The sequence below is a fragment of the Streptomyces sp. CB02261 genome, assembly GCF_001905665.1.
In the GTDB taxonomy this organism is placed as follows: Bacteria; Actinomycetota; Actinomycetes; order Streptomycetales; family Streptomycetaceae; genus Streptomyces.
Window position 1 is genome coordinate 153,178 of the sequence record NZ_LIVX01000012.1, and the last position, 23,577, is coordinate 176,754.

Annotated in this window: 17 protein-coding genes and 1 pseudogene; 15 read left to right on the forward strand and 3 right to left on the reverse strand. The window is 72.0% G+C overall.

Translation table 11 applies throughout. From position 1 onward, the window contains the following. From AMK29_RS31625 to AMK29_RS31645, 5 genes are read left to right on the forward strand one after another with little or no spacing between them, the layout of a single operon-like run. The gene (locus tag AMK29_RS31625) at nt 1–1,092 is read left to right on the forward strand and encodes an enediyne biosynthesis protein (RefSeq protein ID WP_073819477.1); all 1,092 of its coding nucleotides are present in this window, start codon (nt 1–3) and stop codon (nt 1,090–1,092) included. Beyond that, complete coding sequence (locus tag AMK29_RS31630; RefSeq protein ID WP_073819478.1) at nt 1,089–6,965, forward strand: type I polyketide synthase; 5,877 nt, start codon at nt 1,089–1,091, stop codon at nt 6,963–6,965. Before AMK29_RS31625 ends, AMK29_RS31630 begins: the two co-directional genes overlap by 4 nt. 3 nt (nt 6,966–6,968) lie before the next feature. After that, a complete protein-coding gene (locus AMK29_RS31635; protein WP_073819479.1) occupies nt 6,969–7,427 on the forward strand; it encodes an acyl-CoA thioesterase in 459 nt (152 codons plus the stop codon). Continuing rightward, nucleotides 7,424–7,969 carry a flavin reductase family protein gene (locus AMK29_RS31640; RefSeq protein WP_073819480.1) on the forward strand — a complete coding sequence of 182 codons (546 nt, stop codon included), beginning with the start codon at nt 7,424–7,426 and terminating at the stop codon, nt 7,967–7,969. Before AMK29_RS31635 ends, AMK29_RS31640 begins: the two co-directional genes overlap by 4 nt. After that, nucleotides 7,966–9,315, forward strand: coding sequence for a cytochrome P450 (locus tag AMK29_RS31645; protein ID WP_073819481.1), 1,350 nt, complete (start codon nt 7,966–7,968; stop codon nt 9,313–9,315). The genes AMK29_RS31640 and AMK29_RS31645 overlap by 4 nt, the downstream gene beginning before the upstream one ends. Before the next feature lie 96 nt (nt 9,316–9,411). Here the strand turns inward: AMK29_RS31645 and AMK29_RS31650 are convergent, their stop codons facing one another. Beyond that, nucleotides 9,412–10,179: a helix-turn-helix domain-containing protein gene (locus tag AMK29_RS31650; protein ID WP_073819482.1), complete on the reverse strand. Its 768-nt coding sequence runs from the start codon at nt 10,177–10,179 to the stop codon at nt 9,412–9,414. A 20-nt stretch (nt 10,180–10,199) separates the two neighbouring features. Then, nucleotides 10,200–11,288 (reverse strand): ParB/RepB/Spo0J family partition protein, encoded by a 1,089-nt coding sequence (locus AMK29_RS31655; RefSeq protein WP_073819595.1) that lies wholly within the window; start codon nt 11,286–11,288, stop codon nt 10,200–10,202. A gap of 307 nt (nt 11,289–11,595) precedes the next feature. Here AMK29_RS31655 and AMK29_RS31660 point away from each other — a divergent pair, with 307 nt between their 5' ends. From AMK29_RS31660 to AMK29_RS31705, 10 genes and pseudogenes are all read left to right on the forward strand, one after another. Beyond that, complete coding sequence (locus AMK29_RS31660) at nt 11,596–12,183, forward strand: DUF5987 family protein (RefSeq protein WP_079197207.1); 588 nt, start codon at nt 11,596–11,598, stop codon at nt 12,181–12,183. After that, nucleotides 12,180–13,848 (forward strand): annotated as a pseudogene (locus AMK29_RS31665) (FAD-dependent oxidoreductase). The gene AMK29_RS31660 and the pseudogene AMK29_RS31665 overlap by 4 nt, the downstream one beginning before the upstream one ends. Nucleotides 13,849–13,951: 103 nt before the next feature. Further along, nucleotides 13,952–14,995, forward strand: coding sequence for a carboxymuconolactone decarboxylase family protein (locus tag AMK29_RS31670; protein ID WP_073819483.1), 1,044 nt, complete (start codon nt 13,952–13,954; stop codon nt 14,993–14,995). Between the two features lie 78 nt (nt 14,996–15,073). Further along, complete coding sequence (locus AMK29_RS31675; protein WP_073819484.1) at nt 15,074–15,883, forward strand: TIGR03084 family metal-binding protein; 810 nt, start codon at nt 15,074–15,076, stop codon at nt 15,881–15,883. A gap of 112 nt (nt 15,884–15,995) precedes the next feature. Continuing rightward, nucleotides 15,996–16,892, forward strand: coding sequence for a prephenate dehydrogenase/arogenate dehydrogenase family protein (locus AMK29_RS31680; RefSeq protein WP_073819485.1), 897 nt, complete (start codon nt 15,996–15,998; stop codon nt 16,890–16,892). A 10-nt stretch (nt 16,893–16,902) separates the two neighbouring features. After that, entirely contained in the window at nt 16,903–17,229 is a 327-nt protein-coding gene (locus AMK29_RS31685; protein ID WP_143202966.1) for a DUF6059 family protein, read from the forward strand. Nucleotides 17,230–17,275: 46 nt separating this feature from the next. Continuing rightward, nucleotides 17,276–18,784 (forward strand): FAD-binding oxidoreductase, encoded by a 1,509-nt coding sequence (locus AMK29_RS31690; protein ID WP_073819487.1) that lies wholly within the window; start codon nt 17,276–17,278, stop codon nt 18,782–18,784. 70 nt (nt 18,785–18,854) lie between these two features. Beyond that, nucleotides 18,855–19,274 (forward strand): SgcJ/EcaC family oxidoreductase, encoded by a 420-nt coding sequence (locus AMK29_RS31695; RefSeq protein ID WP_073819488.1) that lies wholly within the window; start codon nt 18,855–18,857, stop codon nt 19,272–19,274. Between the two features lie 29 nt (nt 19,275–19,303). Beyond that, entirely contained in the window at nt 19,304–20,704 is a 1,401-nt protein-coding gene (locus AMK29_RS31700) for an FAD-dependent oxidoreductase (RefSeq protein WP_073819597.1), read from the forward strand. A 44-nt stretch (nt 20,705–20,748) separates the two neighbouring features. Beyond that, entirely contained in the window at nt 20,749–21,915 is a 1,167-nt protein-coding gene (locus tag AMK29_RS31705; protein ID WP_073819489.1) for an epoxide hydrolase family protein, read from the forward strand. Nucleotides 21,916–22,060: 145 nt separating this feature from the next. Here the strand turns inward: AMK29_RS31705 and AMK29_RS31710 are convergent, their stop codons facing one another. Beyond that, complete coding sequence (locus tag AMK29_RS31710) at nt 22,061–23,401, reverse strand: acyltransferase family protein (protein WP_073819490.1); 1,341 nt, start codon at nt 23,399–23,401, stop codon at nt 22,061–22,063. Nucleotides 23,402–23,577: the final 176 nt, after the last annotated feature.

A 23,577-nucleotide genomic window follows, 5' to 3' on the forward strand; every position in this document is an offset into this window, starting at 1 on the left:
ATGTCCGCAACGAAGACCGCCGCCGCCCCACGGCACAACCCGAAGGTCGTGACCGCGCTCCGCCGCTTCGCGATCTCCATCTCCGTCCTCAACATCTTCGGCTACACCGTCCTCGGTTTCGAGCAGCCCTGGACCTGGCCTTTCATCGCCCTGGCGACCGGTTACACCACCGAGATCCTGCTGGAGATCCTCGGTGCCCGCGCCGAGGGCCGCGCGCCGCGCTTCACCGGCGGTGGGGCCAAGGGCTTCATGGAGTTCCTCCTCCCGGCCCACATCACCTCGCTCGCGGTGAACATGCTCACCTATGTCAACGACCTGGTCTGGGTCATGGTGTTCGGCGTCATCGTCGCCGTCGGCACCAAGTGGGTGCTGCGCGCCCCGGTGAAGGGCCGCCTGCGGCACTTCATGAACCCGTCGAACTTCGGCATCGCCGTCATCCTGCTGCTCTTCCCGTGGGCCTCGATCGCCCCGCCGTACCACTTCACCGAGTACCTCGACGGCGGCTTCGACTGGCTCGTCCCGGCGATCATCATCACCCTCGGCACGATGCTCAACGCCAAGCTGACCGAGCGCATGTGGCTGATCCTGGCCTGGGTCGGCGGATTCGCCCTGCAGGCGGTCATCCGCGGCCTGCTGTTCGACACCTCCATCCCCGCGGGCCTCGCGATGATGTCCGGTGTGGCGTTCGTCCTCTTCACCAACTACATGATCACGGACCCGGGCACGACGCCGTCGTCCAAGTGGGGTCAGATCGCCTTCGGCGGCGGCACCGCCGCCCTGTACGGCGTGCTCACCGCGATGAGCGTCGCCTACGGCATCTTCTTCGCCACCGCCCTGGTCTGCGCCATCCGCGGTGCCTTCCTGTGGACCGCCGACGTCGTGTCCAAGAGGCGCGCCGAGGAGGCCCTCGCGCTCGCCGCCGTGACCCACTCCGTCGCTCAGGCCGACGCCGCCCAGGCCCAGGCGGGTGCCGCCCAGGCCGAGGCGCCCGTCGCCGACGCGGCCGGCTGCGCGTGCCCCGCGGGTGCCTGCGCCTGCCCGGCCCCCGCGACCGCCGAGACCGAGACCGAGAAGATACCGGTGACCGCATGACCAGGATCGCCATCGTCGGCATGGCCTGCCGCTATCCCGACGCCGCCAACCCCCATGAACTGTGGGACAACGCCGTCGCCGGACGGCGCGCGTTCCGCCGGCTGCCCAGCGTCCGGATGAACCTGGACGACTACTGGGACGCCGACCCAACCACCCCCGACACCTTCTACGCCCGCAACGCCGCGGTCATCGAGGGCTACGAGTTCGACCGGATCGCCCACAAGATCGCGGGCAGCACCTTCCGTTCGACCGACCTCACCCACTGGCTGGCCCTGGACACCGCGGCCCGCGCGCTCGCCGACGCCGGATTCGCCGGCGGCGAGGGCCTGCCCCGCGAGCGCACCGGCGTCGTCGTCGGCAACACCCTCACCGGCGAGTTCTCCCGCGCCAACGTAATGCGGCTGCGCTGGCCCTACGTCCGCCGGGTGATGGCCTCCGCCCTCAAGGAACAGGACATCTGGGACGACGAGCGCATCGCCGAGTTCCTCGACGACGTCGAGCTCGCGTACAAGGAGCCGTTCCCGGCGATCGACGAGGACACCCTCGCAGGCGGCCTCGCCAACACCATCGCCGGACGGATCTGCAACCACTTCGACCTGAACGGCGGCGGCTACACCGTCGACGGCGCCTGCTCCTCCTCGCTGCTCTCGGTCACCACCGCGAGCACCGCCCTCATCAACGGCGACCTCGACGTCGCCGTCGCGGGCGGCGTCGACCTGTCCATCGACCCCTTCGAGATCATCGGCTTCGCCAAGACCGGCGCCCTCGCCAAGGGCGAGATGAAGCTCTACGACCGAGGCTCCAACGGCTTCTGGCCCGGCGAGGGCTGCGGCATGATCGTGCTGATGCGCGAGGAGGACGCCCTCGCGGCCGGCCACCGCATCTACGCGACCATCGCGGGCTGGGGCGTCTCCTCCGACGGCCAGGGCGGCATCACCCGCCCGGAGGTCAGCGGCTACCAGCTGGCCCTGCGCCGCGCCTACGAGAAGGCCGGCTTCGGCATCGAGACCGTCCGGCTCTTCGAGGGCCACGGCACCGGCACCGCCGTCGGCGACGCCACCGAGCTCACCGCCCTCATGGGCGCCCGCCGGGCCGCCGACCCCGACGCCCCCCTCGCGGCCATCACCTCCATCAAGGGCATGATCGGCCACACCAAGGCCGCCGCCGGCGTCGCCGGTCTGATCAAGGCGGCCATGGCCGTCAACCACCAGACCCTGCCACCCGCGATCGGCACCACCGACCCGCACGAGCTGCTCGGCGACGAGAAGGCCAACCTCAAGGCGCTGCGCAAGGCCGAGGCCTGGCCCGAGGACGCGCCCCGGCGCGCCGGTGTCACCGCCATGGGCTTCGGCGGCATCAACACCCACGTCGTCCTCGACGAACCCGCCGGACGACGCCGTACGGCCCCGAGCCGCCGTTCCGCCGCCCTGGCGCACGCCCTCCAGGACGCCGAACTGCTCGTCGTCGACGGAGAGTCGCCCAAGGCACTGCGCGCCCGCCTCAACGAGGTCGCCGCCTTCGCCGCGCAGGTCTCCTACGGCCAGGTCGCCGACCTCGCCGCCACCCTGCAGCGCGAACTGCGCGGCCTCGCGCACCGCGCGGCCGTCGTCGTCACCTCCCCCGAGGACGCCGAGCGCCGTCTGACCCACCTGGCCGACCTGCTGGAGTCCGGCGAGACGGCGTATACCGCCGCCGACGGCCGCGGCTTCCTCGGCCGAGCCTCCGGGCCCGCCCGGATCGGCTTCCTCTTCCCCGGACAGGGCTCCGGCCACGGCACCGGCGGCGGCGCGCTGCGACGGCGCTTCCCGGAGGCCGCCGAGGTCTTCGACCGGGCCGCGCTGCCCACCACCGGCGACATGGTCGCCACCGACGTGGCCCAGCCACGCATCGCCACCGGCTCCGCCGCGGGCCTGCGGGTACTCGACGCGCTGCGCCTGGAGGCCTCCGTCGCCGTCGGCCACAGCCTCGGCGAACTCTCCGCCCTGCACTGGTCGGGCGCCCTCGACGAGGACACCCTCCTCGAGGCGGCGCGGGTGCGCGGCAAGGCGATGGCCGAGCACAGCTCCTCCGGCACCATGGCCTCGCTGAGCGTGAAGCCCGAGCGCGCCGAGCAGCTCATCGAGGGCCTGTCCGTCGTCGTCGCCGGATACAACGGCCCCGAGCAGACGGTGGTCGCGGGACCGGTCGACGAGATCGAGGAGGTGCAGCGCCGAGCCGAACGGTCCGAGATCCCCTGCACCCGCCTCAACGTCTCGCACGCCTTCCACTCGCCGCTGGTCGCCGCCTCCGCCGCGTCCTTCGGCAGCTGGCTGGCGGATGCCCCCGTCGGCACCGTCGCCGGCCGCGTCGTCTCCACCGTCACCGGCGAGGAACTGACCCCCGCCACCGACCTGGCCACCCTGCTCGCCGAGCAGATCACCGGCCCGGTCCGCTTCACCCAGGCGGTCAGCGAAGCCGCCCGAGGCATCGACCTGTTCGTCGAGGTCGGACCCGGCCGGGTGCTCAGCTCGCTGGCCCGCGCCGCCACCGGCGTCCCGGCCGTCGCGCTCAACACCGACGACGAGTCCCTGCGCAGCCTGCTGCAGGTGGCCGGTGCCGCGTACGTCGCGGGCGCGCCGGTCGACCTGGACCGGCTGTTCCAGGACCGGCTGATCCGGCCCCTGGAGGTCGGCCAGGAGTTCTCCTTCTTCGCCAACCCCTGCGAGCAAGCCCCGCGCGACCTCCCGGAGACCGAGCGCCCGCAGCGCGCCGAGCGGGCCGCCAAGACGTCGCCGAAGACCGCCATTGCCGCCCAGGACACCGCCGACGCGGCCCCGGCCACCGCGGCGGAGCCCGCCGCGGAGGGCGCCGCCGACGGCGTCGACGCGCTCGAAGTGCTGCGCGCCCTCGTCGCCGAACGCGCCGAGCTGCCCGCCGACCTCGTCGACCCGGACAGCCGGCTCCTCGACGACCTGCACATGAGCTCCATCACCGTCGGCCAGATCGTCAACCAGGCGGCGTCCCGCCTCGGGATCGCCGCCGCCCAGGTGCCGACCAACTTCGCCACCGCCACCCTGGCCGAACTGGCCGAGGCACTGGACACCCTGGTCAGCACCGGCGGCGCCGCCCCGGAGTCCGAGACGCCCGTCGTCGCGGGCGCGGCCCCCTGGGCCCGGCCGTTCGCCGTCGACCTCGACGAGGTCACCCGGCCGTACGGCGTCACCGACGGCACCGACGGCGCCTGGGAGCTGTTCGGCTCCGCGGGCCACCCCTACGCCGAGCGGCTCCGGTCGGCGCTGGCCGCCGCCGGACTCGGCTCCGGCGTGCTCGCCGTCCTCGCCAAGGGCTGCCCCCGCAAGGAGGTCGAGGAGGTCCTGGCCGCCGCCAAGAGCGCGCTCGCCGGTGACCGGGCCCGCCGCTTCGTCCTCGTCCAGGACGGCCGCGGCGCGGCCGGTCTGGCCAAGACGCTGCACCTGGAGGCCCCGCACCTGCGCACCACCGTCGTCCACACCCCGCAGACCGAGGACGTCGTGGAGCGGGTCGTGGCCGAGGTGGCGGCGACCACCCGGTTCGCCGAGGTCCACTACGACCAGGCCGGGGTGCGCCGGGTGCCGACGCTGAGGGCGCTGCCTGTGAAGCCGGAGCGCACCGACGTCCCGCTCGACGACACCGACGTGATGCTCGTGACGGGCGGCGGCAAGGGCATCTCCGCCGAGTGCGCCCTCGCCGTGGCCCAGAAGACCGGCGCCGCGCTCGCCGTCCTCGGCCGGTCCGACCCGGCCCAGGACACCGAACTCGCCGAGAACCTCGACCGGATGCGCGGCAGCGGCGTGCGGGTGCACTACGCCCGCGCCGACGTCACCGTCACCGAGCAGGTCACGGCCGCCGTCGCCGAACTGACCGAGGCGCTCGGCCCGATCACCGGCCTGCTGCACGGCGCCGGACTCAACCAGCCGGGCGCGCTGACCGGGCTCACCGGCCAGGACTTCGACCGCACCTTCGGCCCCAAGGTCGACGGACTGCGCACGGTCCTCGACGCGGTCGGCCCCGAGCGGCTCAAGCTGCTCGTCAGCTTCGGCAGCATCATCGGCCGGGCCGGACTGCGCGGCGAGGCGCACTACGCCACCGCCAACGAGTGGCTGGCCGACCTCACCGAGGACGTGGCCCGCACCCACCCGAACATCCGCGCCCGCTGCATGGAGTGGTCGGTGTGGTCAGGCGTCGGCATGGGCGAGAAGCTCTCCGTCGTCGAGTCGCTCTCCCGCGAGGGCATCGTGCCGGTCTCCCCCGACCAGGGCGTGGCGATCCTGCTGCGGCTGATCGAGGATCCGGACGCCCCCGTCGTCACGGTCATCAGCGGCCGCACCGAAGGCATCGACACCGTACGGCGCGACCTGCCCCCGCTGCCGATGCTGCGCTTCACCGGCGACCCGCTGGTGCACTACCACGGAGTCGAACTGGTCACCGAGGTCGAGCTGAACGCGGGCACCGACCCGTACCTGGCCGACCACCTGCTCGACGGCAACCTGCTGCTGCCCGCCGTCATCGGCATGGAGGCGATGACCCAGGTCGCATCCGCCGTCACCGGCCGCACCGGCACCGCCCCGGTCATCGAGGGCGCCAAGTTCCTGCGCCCGATCGTGGTGCCGCCGAACGGCAGCACCCGCATCCGGATCGCGGCGACCGTCACCGACACCGACACCGTCGACGTGGCCATCCACGCCGAGGACACCGGCTTCGTCGCCGAGCACTTCCGGGCCCGGCTGATCTTCGGCGGGACCCCGGCGCCGGACGGTCCGCCGCTCCAGGTACCCGAGGACACCCCGGTCGTCCCGCTGGACCCGGCCGTCGACCTGTACGGCGGGGTGCTGTTCCAGGGCGCCCGCTTCCAGCGGCTGCGCCGCTTCCACCGGGCCGCCGCGCGGCACGTGGACGCCGAGGTCGCCGTCCAGCAGCAGCCCGAGGGCTGGTTCGCCGCCTTCCTGCCGGGCGAACTGCTGCTCGCCGATCCGGGCATGCGCGACGCGCTCATGCACGGCAACCAGGTGTGCGTCCCGGACGCCACGCTGCTGCCCTCGGGCGTGGAGCGAATCCACACCCTCAGCTCCGGCTCGCATGTCCCCGACCAGCTGCGCTACACCGCGGTCGAGCGCAGCCGGGACGGCGACACCTATGTGTACGACATCGCCGTGCGCGACGCCGACGGCAACGTCGTCGAGCGCTGGGAGGGGCTGACCCTGCACGCGGTGCGCAAGACCGACGGGTCGGGCCCGTGGGTCGCGCCGCTGCTCGGCCCGTACCTGGAGCGCTCCCTCGAGGACGTCGTCGGCAGCCGCGTCGCGGTCGCCGTCGAGCCGCACGGGGACGCCCCGGCCGGTTCCGTCGCCCAGCGGCGCGGCTTCACCGCCGACGCCGCCGCACGGGCCCTCGGCGGCCCGGTCGCGGTCCGGCACCGTCCGGACGGGCGGCCCGAACTGGAGCCCGGCCGGCACATGTCGATATCGGCGGCGCACGGCCTGGGGGTCACCCTCAGCGCCGTCTCCGACACCGAGGTCGCCTGCGACATCGAGGCGGTCAGCATGCGCTCGGCGCACGAGTGGCGCGGGCTGCTCGGGGACCACGCGCCGGTCGCCGAACTGGTCGCCAAGGAGACCGGCGAGGCGCCGGACACTGCTGCCACCCGCGTGTGGGGGGCCGTGGAATGTCTGCGCAAGGCCGGCATCATGGCGGGCGCCCCGCTGACGGTGCTGCCGCGCCGCAAGGACGCCTGGGTGGTGTTCGCCGCCGGGGACCTGCGGATCGCGACCTTCGTCACCGCGCTGCGCGACGCCCTGGAGCCCGCCGTCTTCGCCTTCCTCACCCACGAGACACCTCTCGCCGAAGGGCGGTCCTAGATCATGGCGGACGACTACTTCGAGTACCGGCACATGGTCGGCTTCGAGGAGACCAACCTCGTCGGCAACGTGTACTACGTGAACTACCTGCGCTGGCAGGGCCGCTGCCGGGAGCTGTTCCTGCAGCAGAAGGCACCGGACGTGCTGGCCGAGGTCCAGGACGACCTCAAGCTGTTCACGCTGAAGGTGGACTGCGAGTTCTTCGCGGAGATCACCGCCTTCGACGAGCTGTCCATCCGGATGCGCCTGTCCGAGCTGGGCCAGACCCAGCTGGAGTTCACCTTCGACTACGTCAAGGTGACCGGTGGGGCCGAGGTACTCATCGCCCGCGGCCGCCAGCGGATCGCGTGCATGCGCGGCCCGAACACCAACACGGTGCCGTCGCGCATCCCGGACAGCCTCGCCCGTGCCCTGGAGCCGTACAGCAACCAGGGCCGGGCGCTGGCCGGGCGGACCGCATGAGCACCCTGACCGTCGCGCCGCCGCGGGACGCCGTCACCGGCGACCCCGCGCGGCTGCGGCGGGCCCTCGGGTCCTTCGCGACGGGTGTCACCGTCGTGACGGTCGGCGGCGCGGCCCCGCGCGGCATGACCGCCAATTCCTTCACGTCGGTGTCGCTGGACCCGGCCCTCGTGCTGTTGTGCGTGGGCAACGACGCCGTCATGAACCGGGTCCTCGCCGAGGCCGAGACCTTCGCGGTCTCGGTGCTCGGCGCCGGTCAGGAGGACGTGGCCCGGCACTTCGCCGACCGCTCCCGGCCGCTCGGCGCGGCGCAGTTCGACACCGTCGACTGGCTGCCGGGCCAGGCCACCGCCGCCCCCGTGATCGCGGGGGCGGCGGCCCATTTCGAGTGCGCCCGGTGGCGCGCATACGACGGCGGCGACCACACCATCCACGTCGGCCGGGTGCTCGCCCTGGACGAACTGCCCGGCCGCGAGCCGCTGGTGTTCCACGGCGGCCGCTTCCGGCAGGTCGTGCCGCAGCAGCCGGGGGGCCACCGATGAGCGTCCACCCGCCCGGCCCACCGGTCTGGGCGCTGCCCGGGCTGCTGCGCAGGCTGGCGGTCGACCGGCTCGGCATGATGCGGGAGGCGGCCGAGCTGGCCGACGCCGTGCGCGTGAACATGGGCCCGAAGAAGCTTTACATCTTCAACCGGCCCGACTACGCCAAGCACGTCCTCGCCGACAACGCGGCCAACTACCACAAGGGCATCGGCCTGGTGGAGTCCCGCAAGGTGCTCGGTGACGGGCTGCTCACCAGCGAGGGCGAGCTGTGGCGCAAGCAGCGGCGCACCGTGCAGCCCGCGTTCAAGCCGGGGCGGGTCGCCGCTCAGGCCGGCGCGGTGGCCGAGGAGTCCGGACGGCTCGTGGAGCTGCTGCGCCGCCGCGCCGGGGACACCCCGGTCGACGTCCTCCATGAGGTCACCGGGCTCACCCTCGGGGTGCTCGGCCGGACACTGATGGACACCTCCCTGGAGGGGCACGGCGGCATCGCGCACGCCTTCGAGGCGGTGCAGGACCAGGCGATGTTCGACATGGTCACGCAGGGCCTGGTGCCGACCTGGGTGCCGTTCGGCACCCAGCGCCGGTTCCGCGCCGCCCGCCGGGAGCTGACCCGGACCGTCGACGAGCTGGTCGCCGACCGGGGCGCCCGGATGAGTGAGGACGACGGCGCGGACGACGCGTTCGCCCGGATGATCCTCGCCGCCCGGGCCCACCCGGACCCGGCCATCGGGCGCAGGCTGCTCCAGGAGGAGCTGGTCACGCTGCTGCTCGCCGGGCATGAGACGACGGCGAGCACGCTTGGCTGGACGCTGCTGCTACTCGCCCGCCACCCGCACGTGCGGGACCTGGTGCGCGAGGAGGCCAGGGCGGTGCTCGCGGGTGGCCGGCTGCCGGACGCCGAGGACCTGCACAAGCTGTCGTACACGACGCAGGTGGTGCAGGAGGCCATGCGGCTGTACCCGCCGGTGTGGATTCTGCCCCGGATCGCCCAGGCGGCCGACGAGGTCGGCGGGTTCGCCGTGTCGGCCGGGGCCGACGTGTTGGTCTGCCCGTACACGATGCACCGACACCCGGACCTGTGGGACGACCCGGAGCGCTTCGACCCGGGCCGCTTCGACCCGTCGCGGGTGGCGAACCGGCCGCGGTACGCGTACATCCCATTCGGCGCGGGACCGCGGTTCTGCGTCGGCAGCAACCTCGGGATGATGGAGGCGGTGTTCGTCACCGCGCTCGTCACCCGGGACCTCGACCTGGCCGTGGTGCCGGGGCACAAGGGCATTGCGGAGCCGATGATGTCGCTCCGGATGCGCGGAGGACTGCCGATGACGGTCCGCCCGGTGGACTGAACGCACCCACCCGCCCCGGGACACGACGAGAGGGCCGGCCACGATTCTTCGTGGCCGGCCCTCTTCGCGTACGCCGGGAGCGGGGCGCGGGCCGGGTCAGCCCGCGATGCGGTCGAGCGCGTCGGTGCGCAGGTCCAGCAGGGCCATCAGAATCGGCGGGTCGAGTGCGTGCAGCGGGCGCAGCGTGATCTCGGCGGGCATCAGCAGGGTCTCCTCGTCCGCGGTCACCGGGCCGTAGCTGCCGACCGAGACGACGTCCGCGTCGCCGGCACCGGACGGCAGATGCTCGAGGCCGTACGGAACGGAGTGCACAAGCACGTACCAGGTGCCGACCGGCACGTCGCGCAGTTCGAAGGAGCCGGGCCCGTCCAGGACGACGCAGCGCACCGGCTGTCCCTGCGGGACGGGGGTGGGGAAGAGGCCCACGAAGCACTGGCCGGGCTCCCGGTCCTCCGGCAGATGCACCCGCCCGCGCAGCGCGCCGTGCATGGTCGGGACCTCGGCCACGGCGGCCCCGATCTCCGGGGTGAAACCATCCAATTCCCGGAACATGCTCGGCGAGACACCGACACAGGCTTTGAAACGGGAACTGAAGGTGCCGACGCTGCTGTATCCGACCTGGCTGCTGATGTCGGCGACGCTGAATTTGGTTTCGAGCAGGAGGCGCTTCGCCTCCTGGAGCCGCAGGGCGGAGAGAAAACGCCCGGGAGACGTACCCGTCACGTCCCGGAAAACCCGGGTGAAATGGAACTTGCTGAACATGGCGGTGCGTGCCATGTCGTCGATCGTGAGTTCCTGGCCGAGATTCGCATGCATTTCATCGATCACCCGAAGGACAGCGGCTTCGATGGCGGGCGTGGTCACCGTTTCTCCCTGTCGTTGAATCATGCTCCCTGCCGAGAGGCGGAAGCCGCGTGCCGTGACGGATCGGGGGTGGCGTCGGTCAACCGCCGCCGGGCGAGGTCCTCGGCGAACCTCTTCCACACGTGGGAGCACTGGAGGGCCAGCTCCGCGACGGTGTCCGCGCAGTGCGGGGGCACGGCGGCGGCCTGCCGCCGCCAGGCCTCGTCGACCATGACGTGGGTGTGCAGCCAGCGCAGGAAGTGCCGTCCGGACTCCGAGTGCCGCAGCGACGGGTCGCCGGCGAGTCGCCGCAGCAGTTCCATCGAGCCGCGGGAGCTGCCGGTGCCGGCCGCCTGGGCGAGGGAGGTCGCGGCGGCGGGCCGCGCGGGTGCGGATGAGTGGCCGGCGGGGGGCCGTTGGGCGGGCAGCTCGGAGGCGGCGGGTGCGGTGGACGCAGCGAGTACCGCAGCGGCGCGGCGGGCGGCCGCCGTCCGACGGCCCTCGGGTACCGGGGCCTCACCGCGCAGCAGCCGTCGGCGCACGTCGTGCGCGGTGCCGAGGGAGAGCCCGGTCTCTTTGACGATGGCCCGCAGCGGCAAATCGGGGTGGCGAGTCATGAGCTCGGCGGCGCGCAGCCGCTCGGCCGTGCGGTCCAGCGGGTGGGCGCGGCCATCGGCACCGATCCGGATGTTCGAGTGCGGATTGTCCGCGGTCGAACGGGGACGGATCGCGGCGACCGTCTTGGCGTCGAGGCCGGTACAGGAGGCGACGGACCGGTCCGACAGGTCGGGCCGGGAGCGCAGGATGCGCTCGGCCGCCGCCTTGCGGTCCGCCACGGAGAGGGGGAGACCGTGGGTGACGTTGGCGGTCACCGAGCGAAGAAATGCCTCTTCATCAGCGCCGTCGAAGTACTGCACCTCCACCGAGGTGAGCCCCTGGTGCACGGCGGCCGCGACCCGGTGCATGCCGTCGACCACGCGCAGCGTGCTCCGATGCACGAGGACCGGCGGCAGCGAGGAGTAGACGCCGACCAGGCGTCGCACGTGCTCCTCGTCCAGGCCGTTCAGGCGGGGCGAGTCGGCGGGCAGCAAAGCCTCAATCGGCAGCCGGTGGGTGAAGCGGGCCGGCAGCGTCAGAGTTCTTTCGTCGCGGTCCACCTCTCCCCTTCCCCTCCGGCGAGATCGAGGTGTGTCCGGCCGTCCCCCAAAACTCCATGGAAATGGCCCGGACCACCGCGGAGAACTGTGCATTTGCGATGAGCATAGCGAACGACCTCTTTTTTTCTACGGGCCCGTGCGGAGACGATGCGACTCCGGTTAGTTGCATCAAAAGACTGGCGTTCGGGCGAACGCGGATCTGGTTGGTTGTTTGAAAAGACTCAATGCTTCTAGCTTTCTTCTCACGCCAACCAGGAACCCCAACCCACGGGAGCACGAGTTGCACAGAGCACGGAGAATCCCCGAGCGGAGGGTCGACATCGGGGAAGAAGCCACCCTGACCCTCGAGGCCTACGCCGACACCATCGTCCCGGGCGAGAAGCGCTGGCCCGATGACCGGGCGATAGCCGGTGTCAGCACCGGCGGCGGCGCCGTCACCAGTGGCGCGCTCGACCTCCTGCGCTGGGACGCCACCGGCATCCACGACGGCCTGGAGGACCTGGCCAAGCTCGTCAACGAGCACGCCGTGGTCTACGCGGCCAAGACCGGTCTGACCCTCGACACCGACGTCCCGGCCTTTGTGGCCCTCGGCTACGACGACCGGGTCGCCCTGATCGTCGAGCTCACCGCCATCGGCCACCCGGAGAAGGACTTCTGGGTGCTGCTGTCCCTCTTCTGCAACATGGCCTTCGACTCCGCCGCCCACGTGCACACCGACGACGCACTCGCCGCCGGTCACCCGGGCCTCACTGCCATGGGCATCACCGCCCCGGACGCCGACGGACTGTGGCGCTTCCAGGAAGCCGGCTACGGCCGGCGGCTCGCCGACCTCCACCCCGAAACCACCCTCTCCGGGAGCCCAGCATGAGCAGCACGATCGAGAAGACCGACGTCCTGGTCATCGGAAGCGGTTTCGGCGGGGCGATCGCCGCTTACCACCTGGCCGCCGGCGGTGCCAAGGTCACCGTCCTCGAGCGCGGTCCCTGGCTGAAGAACGACGAGTTCGAGCACGACTACAAGCTCGGCTCCTCCTACACCCGGATCTTCGACTTCGTCGTCGGCGACGGCATGAGCGTGCTCGGCGGCAACTGTGTCGGCGGCGGCAGTGTGGTGTACTTCGCGGCCATGCCGCGGGCACCGAGGTTCATCTTCGACCGGCACGGCAGCATCGGCCGCCGGATGTGGCCCGAAGCGGTCAGCCGGGACACCCTCGACCCGTGGTACGACCGGATCGAGGAGTCCCTCTCGGTCAGCAAGCAGGGCTGGGAGGACGCCTCCTACGCAGGCGGCCTGTGGGCCGCGGCCTGCGACCACGCCGGGCGCACCGCCAACCCGCTCGCCGCCGCGATCGACAACTCCAAGTGCGTCAACTGCAACTTCATGATGGCCGGCTGCCGCTTCGAGGCGAAGCAGTCCCTCACCGTCAACTACCTCCCGGCCGCGCTCGCCCACGGCGCCGAGATCCGCCCGCTGCACGAGGTGCAGCACCTGACGCGAACCCCCGAGGGCGACTACCGGGTCCACTACAACATCGTCGACGACGAGGACTACCGGTTGCAGACCGGCTCCGGCGTCATCGAGGCCAAGATCGTCGTGATGGCGGCAGGCGCCGGTGCCACCCCGGTCATCCTGCAGCGCAGCGAGACCCACCTCGGCGCCATGCCGCACGCGGTCGGCCGCTACTTCTCCGGCAACGGCGAGCGCCTCAACACAGCCATCATCAACGAGGACAAGGCCGCCGAGATCCTCGGCCTGACCCGCGGCGACGGCAACCTCCCGTACGGCGCCAACGCGATCGGCAAGGGCCCGACCGTGGCCAGCTGGGACAAGCTCGACGGCTCGCTGCCCGAGTACTCCCGCTACTCCCTGGAGCAGCTCTACTTCCCGCCGGGCCTCGGCACCATCCTGGCCCAGGTACCGGACGCCTCCGGGCCGACGTGGTTCGGCAAGGAGAAGAAGGAGATCCTCAAGAACTGGAAGTCCTGGCTGACCATCTTCTGCATGACGGAGGACGACAACGAGGGAGTCTTCGGCCCGCCGCCCGCCACCGGGCAACTCGATGCGCATCTCGCAGCAGATGCTCGGCCGCGGCAACCTCTCCTACAAGCCGACCAAGAACACCTGGAACGGTTGGAACCAGGCCGACGCCGACGTGAAGGAGATCCTGGAGAAGGACGGCCTCGCCAAGGTGATGCCGTGGACCAACGACCTGGTCGGTGCCTACACCGTCCACCCGCTGGCCTCCTGCCGGATGGGCGACGACCCGGCCACCTCGGCCCTCGACGACACCAATGAACTGCGCGGCCACTCCGGCATCTTCGTCACCGACGGCTCCGCCGTCCCCGGCGCCCTGACCGTCAATCCGGCGATGACCATCGCCGCCCTCGCCGAGCGCGCGGTGCCGCACATCGTGGCCGCCGCCCAGGCCAGGGGAATCGCGGTCACCTACGGCGCCCCGGCCCCCACCGGCTACAAGAGCGGACGCAACGGCGTGCTGCCGCTGCTGAAGCAGAAGCGCCTGCTCACCGTGTGACCCGCTCGAACGGCTTTCCGCCGACCAGTGAGTTGCTTCACAAAACCAACCTCATGACCAGTGGGTTGCACCACGCAACCCGGACGCGCAGAAGGAGGCGGCGATGCGACCGCTCGTACGACTCATGCTGAAGGGCTCGCTCCGGCAGATCCGGCACATCGCGGCCGTCCCGCCCGCCCGAGGCGGCGACACCGTCGCCGAGGTCTACGCCCAGGCCCGCCGCGAGTTCGGCGTCGTCGCTCCGCCGCTGGCCCTGCACTCCCCGGCCCCGCAGACGCTCGCCGCCGCCTGGCTGCTGCTGCGCGAGACCCTCCTCGCCGAAGGCCGGGTCTCCCGGGCCGCCAAGGAAGCCGTCGCCGCCGGCGTATCGCGGGCCAACGACTGCTCCTACTGCGTCGAGGTCCACGAGGCCAAGCGAGCCACCCTGCCCGGCACCGACACCCACCGGCCGCTCGCCCTCTGGGCGACGAACGCCACCACGGCACGGAAGAAGCAAGAGCAGCCGCCGTTCGACGCGGCCGACGCCCCCGAGATCCTCGGCACCGCCGTCACCTTCCACTACCTCAACCGGATGGTCCGGCTCTTCCTGCCGGACTCGCCCGTCCCCGACGCGGCCCCCGCCGCCGGGCGCGGACCGGTGATGCGCCTGGTCGCCCGCGCCATGCGGGCCGACCGCGGCATACCGGTGACGCCCGGCGCCGCTCTGGGACTGCTGCCCGCCGCCCCGCTGCCCGCCGGACTCGACTGGGCGAAGGCCACCCCCACCATCGCCGAGGCCCTTGGCCGGGCCGTCGCCTCCGTCGACCATGCCGCCGAGCGCTGGATCCCCGAGGCCGTCCGCGAACTGCTCCATACCGTCCTCGCCTCGTACGACGGCGCCGTGCCCGGCCCCAGCCGCGGCTGGCTCGCCGAGGCGACCGCCCCGCTCGACGAGACCCACCTGCCCACCGGGCGGCTCGCCCTGCTGATCGCCCTCAACCCCCACCAGATCACCGACACGGACCTCGCCGACTTCCGCGCCGCACACCCCGGCGACCGCGAACTGGTCGAGCTCGCCTCCTGGGCGGCGCTCACCGCCGCCGTCGACATCGGCACCCGGCTCCCCGTACCCAGCAGGGCGCCCCGCCCCGCGGCGGCCGCCCACTGAACCCACGCCACCCGCCGTACCCCGCACCGCCCTTCCCGCACCACTTCCCTTTCACTTCCCGTCCAAGGAGACACCACCATGACCGCCACGAACGACGTCCTGAAGGCCCTCGCCATCGACATCGAGGAGACCGCCCGCCTCGTCGAGGGACTGGACGAGCAGGCCTGGCACACCGCGACCCCCGCCCCCGGCTGGAGCATCGCCGACCAGATCGCCCACCTCACCTTCATCTTCCACCTGGCCGGCACCGCCGCCTCCGACCCCGACGGCTTCGCCAAGCTCGCCGCCGGTGCCTCGGGCGACTTCGACGGCGCCGTCAACGCAGCCCTCAAGCAGTTCAACGGCTTCCCGCCCGCCCAGCTCCTCGCCCGCTTCCGCGCCCTCGGCCAGAACTCCGTCGACGCCCTCGCCGCCGTCCCCGAGGGCCAGGTCGTGCCGTGGCTGGTCAACCCGCTCCCGGCGGCCGTCCTTGCCTCCGCCGGAATCATGGAGATCTTCGGCCACGGTCAGGACATCGCCGACGCCCTCGGCGTGCGCCGCGAGCCCACCGAGCGCTTGCGCCACCTGGTCTTCTTCGCCTTCCTCACCCGGGACTTCGGCTACCTCTCGCGTGGTCTGACCCCGCCCACCGAGCACTTCCGTATAGAGGTCACCGCCCCCAACGGCGAGCTCTGGGCGTACGGCCCCGAGGACGCCACCGACAAGATCACCGGTCCCGCCGAGGACTTCTGCCTGCTCGTCACCCGCCGCCGCCACCGCGACGACCTGGCCCTGGTCGCCACCGGCGCCGAGGCCGACCGCTGGCTCGACATCGCCCAGGCCTACCGCGGCCCGGCCGGTGAAGGCCGCACCCCCGGCCAGTTCGCCCACGCCAACTGCGAGCACTGAGCGGACATGACCGCACGACTGGCGGCCCCGCGCCGCACCCCGACCGCCCTGCCCCGGGGCCCACCAGGCACCGGCCCGCCAGCCCCCTCCGTCCCAGCCGCCAGGAGTTCCCATGACCAGCGCCACGCTGCGCACCGCCGTCGTCATCGGCTGCGGCACCACCGGCACCTCCGTGGCCCTCGCCCTCACCGGCGCGGGCACCGAGGTCACCCTCCTCGACGACGACCCCCGCGCCACCGCCGAAGCCGTGGCGCTCGGCGCCGGAACCGCCTGGACCCCCGAGCGCCCGCCCGCCGACCTAGTCGTCGTCGCCACCCCGCCGTCCGCCGTCGTCGACGTCCTGTACCGCGCACAGAGCCAGGGCCTCGGGCACGTCTACACCGACACCGCCGGAGCCAAGGACATCATCAGCTCCGACGCCGAACTGCGAGGCTGCGACCTCAAGGGCTACGTGCCCGGCCACCCGCTGGCCGGACCCGACGCCCCCGGCCGGGCCGACGCCGACGCCACCCGATTCACCGGCCGCATCTGGACCCTGTGCCCGTACGAGACCACCCCTGTGTGGGCGCTGCGGACACTCGACGCGCTGATCGAGGCCTGCGGCGCGCAGCGCCTCGACCTCTCCCCGCAAATCCACGACCGGGTCGTCGCCGAACTGTCGCACGCCCCGCATCTGGTGGCAGCCGTCCTCTCCAGCCGCTTCGCCGACAGCTCCTTGGCCTTCCTCGGCCTCGCCGAGCAGAGCCTGCGTGACACGGTCCGCACAGCGGGCGGCGACCCGTGGGTATGGGGCGACGTCCTCGCCCACAACGCCGGACCGGTCGCCGACGTCCTGGACCGGATCGCCGGCCAGCTCACCCGGGCCGCCGCGATCCTGCGTGAGGGCGACGAGTCGGCGCCGCTCGAACTCGCCCTCACCCTGGAGGAGGGAAGGCGCGGCCAGGCGGCCCTGGACGGCACCGGAGACGTGCGCACACCGAGAGATGCGCCGGCCGCCGGACGGGTGTGACGGTCGCGGGGTGACCGTCACCACGTCTTCACCCCCGCCCGAGCCGCGACGCGGCGGCGTGCTGCGCCTACCCGCCCCCGCTCTGCGGCTGGCCAAGCGCCTCTTCACCTCCGCCTACTGGTCGTTGTCCGACTACGGCTGGGTGTGGATCGGCGTCACGACTCCGACCGCCCCGCTCGACCACGGCACCGCCCTGCAAGGACCGCCCCCCGGACACCCGGAACGGCTGACCGCACTGCCCCTGACTCCCGTCGAAAGTGCCCTGGAACGTCAGTTGACCGACGACTGGGACCCGGCCACCGGCAACTCCGCAAAACAGGAGATGACCCGGCCATGATCCGCCGGACAGGCTCTGGGCACGACCGCCGCAGGAGGAGCCGTCCATGTCGGAACAGAGCCGCGGGGTGACCGTCACCCCGCAGGACGACCGGTACCCCGGTCTGGTGGAGGGGTACAACCACCGCTTCACCGGGCGACCCGAAGCGGTCCGCCTCGCCGTCACCACCCAGGACGTCGTCGACGCCGTCCAGGACGCCCTCGACACCGGCCGCCGAATCGCGGTCCGCAGCGGCGGCCACTGCTTCGAGGACTTCACCGCCTCGCCCGACATCCAGGTCCTCATCGACCTCTCGCCGCTGGCCGCCGTCTCCTACGACGAACAGATGGCGGCCTTCGCCGTCGGCGGCGGTACCCGCCTCGACCACCTCTACCAGAAGCTGCACGACGGCTGGGGCGTGACCGTCCCGGCCGGCACCTGCTTCGAGGTCGGCGTCGGCGGCCACATCTGCGGCGGCGGCTACGGACACCTCTCCCGACGCGACGGCCTGGTCGTCGACCACCTGTACGCCGTCGAAGTCGTCACCGTCGACGACACCGGCCGGGCCCGGGCCGTCACCGCCACCCGCGAACCGGACGATCCGCATCACGACCTGTGGTGGGCCCACACCGGAGGCGGCGGTGGCAACTTCGGCGTCGTCACCCGCTTCTGGCTGCGCTCCGCCGGCCCCAGGCCAACCGCCCCCGAGCACGCCCTGCCCCGCGCCCCGCGCCGGATCCGCCGAGCCGACGTCGTCTGGTCCTGGGACACCCTGGACGAGCAGGACTTCACGGCGCTGCTGCGCGCCTACACCGACTGGCACGAGAAGAACAGCGCACCGGACTCCCCAGGACGCCACATCTGGAGCAACCTGATCGTCCTGCACCGCTCCGCCGGATCGTTCATCCTCAACTCCGTCGTCGACGACGACGTGCCCGGCGCCGCCGAGCTGATGGCCGAGCAGTTGGCCGCGCTCACCGGCCCGGGCGGCGCCGCACCGGCCCACGTCGAGGAGCAGGTGGTGTCCTGGATGGACACCTGGATGCCCTCCTACAGCTGGCCCAGCGACCCGCGCGGCCGCTACAAGAACAAGGCTGGATATCTGCGCGCGGGCTTCACCGACCACCAACTGGCCGCCGTCCACCGCCACCTGACCGACCCCGGCTACGACAACCCGATGGCCTGTCTGGTGCTCACAGGCTTCGGCGGCCAGGTCAATGCGGTCGCCCCCGACGCCACCGCCGTCCCCCAGCGCGACTCCATCCTCAAGGCGTCCTACTCCGCCGGCGCCTGGACCGCGCCGGAGGAGGACGAGCTGCACATCGCCTGGGTGCGCCGCTTCTACCAGGACGTATACGCCGAGACCGGCGGAGTCCCCGAACCCGGCGACGTCAACGACGGCTCGTACATCAGCTACCCGGACGTGGACCTCGCCGACCCGGCCTGGAACACCTCCGACACCGGCTGGCCCGTCCTCTACTACAAGGACAACTACCCCCGCCTACAGCAGGTGAAGAAGCGCTACGACGCGCGGAACGTCTTCCGCCACGCGCTCTCCGTCGCACCACCCTCCTGACCGGCCCACGCCGCCGCGCCCGCGGCGGCCCGCAGCCACCCCCACCCGACGAAACACAGGGAGATCCCACATGACCGCCACGACCACCGCCACCGCCCTCGCCGAGGACACCGCCGCCATCGCCGCCGTGCCGCAGCGCATCGTCGCCGCCTGGGCCGCGCACGACGGCGCCGCCTTCGGCGACGTCTTCACCGAGGACGGCACCATGGTGCTGCCCGGCGTGCACGAGACCGGCCGCGACCGCATCGCCAGCTTCATGACGCAGGCGTTCGCCGGACCGTACAAGGGCACCCAGGTCACCGGCACGCCGCTCGCCGTCAAGTTCCTCTCGCCCGACAACGCCATCGTCATCACCCAGGGCGGCGTCCTCGCCCCCGGCGAGACCGAGCCGGCCGCCGAGCGCCAGGTCCGCGCCATCTGGGTGCTGACCAAGCAGGACGGCGAGTGGCTCATCGCCGCCTACCAGAACACGCCCCGCAACACCCCGTGACCGACGCCGGCCCGAAGGAGGAGAACACCGTGGCCCACACAGCCGCACACCGGGCAGTAGTACTCGGCGGCAGCATGGCGGGACTGCTCGCCGCACGCGTGCTCGCCGACACCTACGCGGAAGTCCTGCTGGTCGACCGCGACCGGCTCGTCGGCGTCTCGGGTCCGCGGCGCGGCGTGCCGCACGGGCGGCACGCCCATGGCCTGGTGGCCCGCGGCCAGCAGATCCTGGAGGAGCACTTCCCGGGACTCACCGACGACCTCGCGGACGCCGGCGCCCCTCCGGACGACTTCGGCCACGCCTGTCACTGGTACTTCAACGGCAGGCGCATCGCCCCTGCCGACACCGGTCTGATCTCCATCCCCGCAGGCCGCCCGGTCCTCGAGGAGCAGGTGCGCCGCCGGGTTCAGCAGCTGCCCAACGTCCGCTTCCTGGAGGAGCACGACATCCTCGGGCTCAGCACCACCGCCGACCGGACCCGGGTCACCGGCGCCCGGATCCAGCCGCGCCACGCGGGCGGCGAGCCGCAGGAACTCGAGGCCGACCTCGTCGTCGACGCCACGGGCCGCGGCTCGCGCACCCCGGTCTGGCTCGCCGAGCTCGGCTACCCGGCCCCGGAGGAGGAGCGGGTCGAGGTCGACCTCGCCTACACCACACGCCACTACCGGCTGGACCACGACCCGCTCGGCGACGCCCAGGCGATCATCCCGGCGGCGACCCCCGAACACCCGCGCGGCGGCCTGTTCTACCGGCTGCCCGGCGACGGCGACATCTACGAGCTGTCGCTCACCGGCATCCTGGGCGACCACGCCCCCACGGACCCCGAGGGCTTCGAGGCATTCATGCGCTCGCTGCCCATACCGCACCTGTACGACGCCGTGGCCGACGCCGAGCCCGTCGACGACCCGGTCAAGTTCCGCTACCCGGCGAGCGTCTGGCGCCGTTACGAGCGCCTGACGCGGTTCCCCGACGGACTGCTCGTGATGGGCGACGCCGTGGCGAGTTTCAACCCGGTCTACGCCCAGGGCATGACGGTGGCAGCGCTGGAGTCGCTGGCGCTCCGCCGCCACCTGGCCGCGCCTCGCGGCCGGAAACCCGTCGCGTACTTCAAGGACGTCGCGGCCGCCATCAAGGCGCCCTGGGAGCTGGCCGCCGGTTCCGACCTCGGCTACCCGGGCGTCTCCGGGCGCCGCACACTCAAGGTCAGGATGGCCAACGCCTACGTCGCACGCCTCCAGGCCGCCGCCGAGCACGACCCGGAGCTGAGCAACGCGTTCATCCGCGTCGCCGGTCTCATCGACCCGCCGCAGGCGCTGATGCGCCCGCGCCTGATGCTGCGCGTCCTGCGGGCCTCCCGCGCCGCCCGGCGCACCGGCCCCGCCACCACCGCACCGCGCCGGCAGCCGCATGCCGCCGCAGCACCCCACTGACGCCCACCGCGCCCGCTTCGGCACGCGTACCACGAGAGGCTGCCATGCGCCCCTTCCGCATCGAGATCCCACAGGCCGACATCGACGACCTGAACGAGCGCCTCGCGCGCACCCGCTGGCCCGAGGGTGAGATCCCGGACGCCGACTGGTCGCGCGGCGTCCCGGTCGAGTACCTCAAGGAGCTCGCCGAGTACTGGCGCTCCAGCTTCGACTGGCGGGCCGCCGAGGCCAGGCTGAACCAGTATCCGCAGTTCATCACCGAGATCGATGGCACCGACATCCACTTCCTGCACGTCACCTCGCCGGAGCCGACCGCGAAGCCGCTGATCATCACCCACGGCTGGCCGGGTTCCGTGGCCGAGTTCCTCGACGTGATCGGCCCGCTCACCGACCCGGCCGCGCACGGCGGCGACCCGGCCGACGCCTTCCACGTGGTCATCCCCTCGATCCCCGGCTACGCCTTCTCCGGCCCCACCCGCGCGGCCGGCTGGGACACCCGCCGAGTGGCCCGCGCCTGGGCCGAACTGATGAACCGCCTCGGCTACGACCGCTACTTCGTGCAGGGCGGCGACTGGGGCATGCCGATCTCCCTGGAGCTGGGTCTTGCAGACCCGGAGCACGTCGCCGGTGTACACGTGAACATGTTCGTCACCTTCCCGCCGCAGGACCCGGCCGCCTTCGAGGGCCTGGACGCCACCGACCTGGGCCGTCTGGAGTTCGCCGGGCGCTTCCAGCAGGACGGGATGGGCTGGCAGCGCATCCAGTCGACCCGGCCGCAGACCCTCTCGTACGGGCTCACCGACTCCCCGGTCGGCCAGCTCGCCTGGATCGTCGAGAAGTTCAAGGAGTGGACCGCCGCGGACAAGGTTCCGGAGGACGCGGTCAGTCGCGAGCACCTGCTCACCAACGTCTCGCTCTACTGGTTCACCGGCACCGCCGGTTCCAGCGCCCAGCTCTACTACGAGTCCGCGCACGGTGACGAGGCCTTCGCCCGCACCTGGGGCGGCCCCTGGGAGCTGACGGCGCCGGTCGGCGTGGCCGTCTTCCCCGAGGACGCCGCGCTGCCGATCCGCCGCTGGGCGGACCCGCTGCTGCCGACGCTCACGCACTGGACCGAGTTCGACAAGGGCGGCCACTTCGCCGCCCTCGAGCAGCCCGCGCTGCTCGTCCAGGACGTTCGCGCCTTCGTCCGGCCGCTGCGCCAGGGCTAGTCCCGCACGAAATCACCGGGGTGGCCGGCTCCTTCCGGAGCCGGCCACCCCTTCGTCGTGCCCGCCGACGCGGCCGTACGGCGGGTACGACGAAGGGGTGCCCCCGCCGTGGCGGCGGGGGCACCCCTGGGGCTGTACCGGTGGATCAGACGGAGGTCAGGACGCCCTGCTCCGACGAGGACGGGGAGCCGTCCTCAGGGCCCTTCGGACCGGATGCGGACACCTCGTCCTTACGGCCCTTCGAGCGGCGGTCGAAGAGGCCGCGCAGCTTCTTGTTCAGCGGCTCCTCGATGACGTAGTGGCTGGCCAGCGCGGTGACGAGGGTGCCGAGCAGGACCAGGCTCACCATCTCGGCGAAGCCGACGGTGCCGCGCAGCATGCCCGAGTTGACCGCGGACTTGCCGAACATGCTGCCGTTGTGGAGCACGACGTGGATGAAGAACACGTGCCACAGGTAGATGCCGTACGAGATGCGGCCGAGGAAGGCCATCGGACGGTTCGCGAGGACCAGGTCCATGGTCTTCGAGTGGGCGCCGGGGGCCACCAGAGGGATCACGACGCACATCGAGAAGACGAAGAACAGGGTGTGCAGCACCATCTGCTGGGTGAGTGCGCCCCAGTCGCCCATGCCGGGCTCGCCGAACGGATGCGGCACGTTGGCGAGGTAGGCGATCAGCGCGACCAGCCAGAAGCCCATCGGCCACTTGGCGGCCCAGCGGAACAGCGCCGGCTGGCGCGGTGCCACCTCGGCGTAGGAGAGCATCACTGCCAGGGCCATGCCGCCAGCGAAGTAGCCGACGTAGCCGAAGGGCCAGAAGGACAGGTACCAGACGTCGGCCGTCATGGACGGCAGGAAGCAGTAGGCGGTCCAGGCCATGCCGATGAGGACCAGGGCGACGAGCGGGACGAACATCCGGCGGGCGCGCTGGGCCGGGGTGGTGCCGCGCACGGCGAACTTGTGGATGACCCAGGCGATGACCGGCAGTGCCAGGTAGAAGAGCATCTCGGTGGGAACGGTCCAGGTCGGCTCGATGCCGGTGATCCACTCGGCCCGGGTGAAGAAGTGGATCATCAGCAGGGGTCGCAGGAAGAACCAGACGCCGTCGATCTTGTCGTAGTCCAGGAGCAGGATCGAGGCGAGCACCAGCGCCCAGAAGGCGGGGACGATGCGCACGAAGCGGCGCCAGTAGAAGGGGGCGACCCGCGGGGCGGCGCCCTCTGCGGTCACCGTGCGGCGGGCGAAGGGCCGGTAGAGCATCAGGCCGGACAGGACGAAGAAGGGAGGCAGGAAGACGCCCATGCCCTCGGTGAGATAACCCCACAGGTTGTCGCGCGGGTCTGCGAAGTGGTTGCTCACTCCCGCCGTGTAGGCGACGTGATAGACGAGGACTGCGACCGCGCACAGTCCGCGCAGACCGTCGAGGACGGGGACTCTGCGCTTCTGGGGGGATTCGGCGGCGCCTGTCCGGACATTGTGAGATGCCACGTTTTCGCGCTCCCTTGGAAGTCGATACATGATGGGCCGCGAGTCATGCTGGCGTCGGCGCCGCACCGCCGCACCTTCAAAAGTGCGGTGTTCTCAGGGCAGGTTTAGACGCGGGAATCACGCGCGGACGTGGGCCGGCACACCACCCGGGGGTGGCGGACCGGCCCACGTCACAG